We start from the raw sequence: 4378 nt of genomic DNA, 5'->3' as shown, positions 1-4378 counted from the left end.
GTTAGCAAGGGTAAAGTTAGTCGGAGTAAAGAGACGAAGTACTTGACTACAGCGTTTAAAAATTCATACTGAGAAAACTCGCAAACTCGCAAACATTGACAATGCTGTGCACTCTTGCCACTGTTATACAAAGCAATAATTAAGGAGTGTTAATTGTGTCTAATTGGGTTGAGGCAAGTGTTAAAGATATTGTTTGGTGGACTGATACGTTATTTAGTTTAATTGTGAATGCCGATGTGGAGCCGTTTAAAGCAGGACAGTTTACTAAGCTTTCTATGATGATGGATGAAAAACGTATTGCACGGGCGTACTCTTACGTAAATGCACCAAGCTCTCCCGATTTAGAGTTTTATCTTATTAACGTGGTAGATGGCTTATTATCACAACAATTAGCCAAGCTTAAACCCGGCGATACGGTGATGATTGAAAGCCGCGCCAGTGGATTTTTTACTATTGATGAAATCCCCGCCAGTGAACAGTTATTTATGCTTAGCACCGGAACCGCAATTGGGCCGTTTTTATCCATTTTAGAGCAGCCTGATGTGTGGCAGCAATTTAAGCACGTTACCTTAGTGCATGGTGTGCGTTTGAATGCAGATTTAAGTTATCAAGCAAAAATTGCGCAGTTACAGCAGCAGTATCCGCAATTGAGTTATCTGCCCGTAGTGAGTCGCGAGCAGGCAATTGTCGGCTTAGATGGGCGTATTACTGATCGAATCGCCGATGGCACCTTATTTAAGCATTGTGATAGCGCAGTTAGCCCGCAAAATAGTCAATTTATGATCTGTGGTAATCCACAAATGGTTAAAGACACCAGCGCATTATTAACCGAGCAAGGCTACACTCGCAATCGTCGTAGGGAGCCTGGGCAAATCACCGTTGAGCAGTATTGGTAAAAAGCTATCGCGATCCGGTAAATTTTGTTATTTTAGAGTTTCTTAAATTACTCAGGAACAGTATGAAACCGTTATTTTTTTTAGTAAGTTTGCTATTTCCGTGGCAGTTATTAGCAACTGCAGCTGATGTAGTTGAACCACAGACTAAAACTGAAACAACTGCAGCTAAATTGCCTGCTGCAGTAAAAACGACTGACACTAGCACTGGCGAAGAAAAATCAGTGCAGAGTAAAGCCTCAACAAAATCAACTGAGGCTGAACTACAAGATAGCCCTGCGGTGATCACCTTAACGCCAGAAAATAAGCAATCAGCTGAGCCTGTAAACGTTGAACCAACACAGCCAATTAAAACAGACACCAGCAAACCAAGCGAGCCTGAAGTTGATACCAGTAAGGTACTTGGTACTGAAGCGGCAAAACCTGCTGAACTTCCTAAAACACAACAAGAAAAACAGCTTGCTGTCGCACAAGCAGAGCAAGCGGTGATCCAAGCTAAAGAAGCGCTAACACTCAAACAACAAGTTAAAGCCAAACAGTCACGCGAATCGTTAGCCGTTATTGAGCAATTAATTAAGGCGTATAATGCCAGAAACATCGACGCATTTATTAGTATGTATGATGAAAATGTAGAGTTTTATGCCTTTCCAAACGAGTTACTTTTTAAGGGCAAAGAAAAACTGATTGCCCGTTACGGAATAATGTTTAAAAAATTAAAGTGTATAAAATCATCCCCAATTAAACGTATTGTGCACGGTAATATCGTTATCGATCATGAACTTTCAGAAACCTGTTCAACAGATCCAAATGTAGTTGATAAGCGCGGAGAGTTAATCTCTAGCTATCAAGTTGAAAATGGCAAAATAACCAAAGTACTCTTTTTTAGATAGAGTATTAGTAAGCAGATTGATTACAGGCAGATAAAGGGGCCGCGACTAGCATGCAAATTAGTGATGATAAAAAAATTCAGTTACTTTATCGTGTAGAGCCAGGCTGTTTAGGGCCAACGGGAGCACAAACCATTGAGCGTTTCTGCGATTATGCTAATCAGCAATTGTTCGCCCCTTATTTTGCCCTTTATCACTTTACCCCGCGGTTTGATAAAACTAAAGCCGAGCGCGAATACAGTATTAATGCTCGGCTGTTGTCTGATCAGCATGCGCAGGCTTATCTTGCGCACTTTAAAACCAACAAAGATGAGTTTGAAGAGCAACTCGACGAACTGCTCACTCAAGCAATCGAAAGCTTTTTAGAACGTTAAGTCGCCAGATACAATCGCATTAAAGCTGCCGTTGTCGTGCAAACTGGCAAATGCACTTTCATGTAATAGCTCATTACGTAAGTTTGGTGAATACTCCAACGACATTTTTATATCGGCCAACGCATCAGCGTGTTTATGCGTCAACGCATAAGCACATGCACGTTGCCAATAAGCGTAGCCATAGTCACTGTCTATATCCAAGGCTTGGTTACACAACTCTATCGCCTGAGCTGTTTCATTAAGCTCTAGTAATGCATCGGCTTTGTAAGCGATAGCTTCAACATCTTCGGGTTTACGTTTTAAAATCTCATCAAATATTTCGATCTTATTGGCTATATCGCTTTCTAAATTTGCACGCATCCATAAAGAGTGGACTTCATTGGTAACAGATATTTTTTGTTGGTTACTTAAAATTTCTTCAGAGCGCTCGCGTAGCTTTTCTTCAAATGTATTCAACCGTGCTTCGTATTCATTAGTGATCACGCTGACACGGGTATTTACAATATCTTCTACTTTGTTTTTTACATCACGTAACGAGTTCCAACCAACCAGTACCAAAATAGAGGCTGTGGCAGTGATGATAAAAAATACATTATTAATTGTATCAGTGGTGTAAGTCAGTGCGCGGTCTGCGGTATCAAGCTGAGCATGAGTGACTTGTTTGGTAACGTCTTCACGTAGTTTTTGCTGATCTTGGCGTACCGCTTTGAGTTCATCAAGAATATAGCGTTCCATCAAGGGTCTATACATCGGCTCTTGAAGTTTTTTGAGTGCCTGTTGTTGCTGTTGTGGGCTGGGTGCAGCGCGAGACTCTTCAGCCTGTGCCTGAGCTGCCACAAAAGTGGCAAAAAGAAGTAAAATTGATACAAAATAATGACGCATACTACTGCCTAGTCGATAAATTAAAGTGCTAAGTAAATTACTGAAACTGTAACATGACTACCTATGAGTAACTAGGCCGCGTTGATTTTTCGAGGTTATTTTTACAGCAATATGCTGGGTAATTGCTGCTTTGCTGTAGTGGAAGAAAATGAAGCCAGTAAAAACAGGCAAAAAAAAACCAGCTCTAAGAAGAGCTGGCCAAACTGCTTAAACAACTTAAAGTCGTTAGGGATATCAACAGGAGTGAGCGTTTATAATAACCAAATATATCTGAACAACGTCTTAATATTTATAGCATTACAAATATTGGAAAATACTTTTTGGCCCCATTAACTCCACGCAGATCATTTACCTTAGCCACCGTTGGGTGATATTGCATGGTAACTAAACAATTTGCTCGTAAAGAATACGGTCATTGTTGAGTAAATATTCTGGTGACAGGGTTATCAAAATGATTTAAAAATTGTAGCCGCGAGTTTACCTCGCGACCTATAAACCGGCTTCGGGTTTGGTGCTACGGAATACACCCTAGCACCAAGCTCCTTTTACTGTGGTAGGAACTGGCTTTAGCCGTGATTATCTTAAAACCACTTTTACCACCGAGGGCACTGAGGCGCTTCGCTGCACGGAGAAGATAAAAAGTGCTTCGAGCAACGGTCTGTGGGCTAACCCTAGCTAGCTCCTTTTACTACCGTAGGCGTTAAGCTTGCTGACGCGGTCTTTATATTCTTTCTCTAAAGCTAGCACCTAGCTCCTTTTACTGTCGTAGGAACTGGCTTTAGCCGTGATTATCTTAAAACCACTTTTACCACCGAGGGCCACTGAGGCACTTCGCTGCACGGAGAAGATAAAAAGTGTTTCGAGCAACGGGCTAATCCAAGCCAGCTCCTTTTACTGTCGTAGGAACTGGCTTTAGCCGTGATTATCTTAAAACCACTTTTACCACCGAGGGGCACTGAGGCGCTTCGCTGCACGGAGAAGATAAAAAGTGCTTCGAGCGACGGTCTGCGGGCTAACCCTAGTACCTAGCGCCTTTTACTACCGTAGGCGTTAAGCTTGCTGACGCGGTCTTTATATTCTTTCTCACCAGCGCAGCGTCTCTTAACCTCTGTGGTGAATCAGTCAGTTAATAACTTTTTGTACAATGAGCAGTGAATGAGGGGAAATGAGGAAGGCAAAAGCTGCTGGCTTCGAGCGACGAGCTGATCCTAGCACCTAGCTCCTTTTACTGTCGTAGGAACTGGCTTTAGCCGTGATTATCTTAAAACCACTTTTACCACCGAGGGGCACTGAGGCGCTTCGCTGCACGGAGAAGATAAAAAGTGCTTCGAGCGACGGTCTG

Annotated in this window: 4 protein-coding genes; 3 read left to right on the top strand and 1 reads right to left on the bottom strand. The window is 42.2% G+C overall.

Annotated elements, in window-relative coordinates:
• Positions 1–155: 155 nt before the first annotated feature.
• The 3 genes from H5183_RS15805 (at position 156) to H5183_RS15795 (ending at position 2154) form a co-directional block, all read left to right on the top strand.
• Positions 156–896, top strand: a complete 741-nt coding sequence (locus tag H5183_RS15805) for a ferredoxin--NADP reductase (protein WP_182732154.1) — start codon at positions 156–158, stop codon at positions 894–896.
• A gap of 62 nt (positions 897–958) precedes the next feature.
• Positions 959–1783: a nuclear transport factor 2 family protein gene (locus H5183_RS15800; RefSeq protein ID WP_182732153.1), complete on the top strand. Its 825-nt coding sequence runs from the start codon at positions 959–961 to the stop codon at positions 1781–1783.
• Between the two features lie 50 nt (positions 1784–1833).
• Positions 1834–2154, top strand: coding sequence for a hypothetical protein (locus H5183_RS15795; protein ID WP_182732152.1), 321 nt, complete (start codon positions 1834–1836; stop codon positions 2152–2154).
• On the opposite strand, the gene H5183_RS15790 is transcribed toward H5183_RS15795, so the two are convergent.
• Entirely contained in the window at positions 2143–3036 is an 894-nt protein-coding gene (locus H5183_RS15790; protein ID WP_182732151.1) for a TPR end-of-group domain-containing protein, read from the bottom strand. The genes H5183_RS15795 and H5183_RS15790 overlap by 12 nt on opposite strands.
• Between the last annotated feature and the right edge of the window lie 1342 nt (positions 3037–4378).

It is taken from the genome of Pseudoalteromonas sp. SR44-8 (assembly GCF_014163635.1).
Classification (GTDB): Bacteria; Pseudomonadota; Gammaproteobacteria; order Enterobacterales; family Alteromonadaceae; genus Pseudoalteromonas; species Pseudoalteromonas rhizosphaerae.
Note: the sequence above shows the minus strand (reverse complement) of the source record. Positions and strands in the feature narration are given on the sequence as shown.

Coding starts and splice junctions, on each gene's coding strand:
- H5183_RS15800 (WP_182732153.1), top strand. CDS start 959: ATGAAACCGTTATTTTTTTTAGTAAGTTTGCTATTTCCGTGGCAGTTA.
- H5183_RS15795 (WP_182732152.1), top strand. CDS start 1,834: ATGCAAATTAGTGATGATAAAAAAATTCAGTTACTTTATCGTGTAGAG.
- H5183_RS15790 (WP_182732151.1), bottom strand. CDS start 3,036: ATGCGTCATTATTTTGTATCAATTTTACTTCTTTTTGCCACTTTTGTG.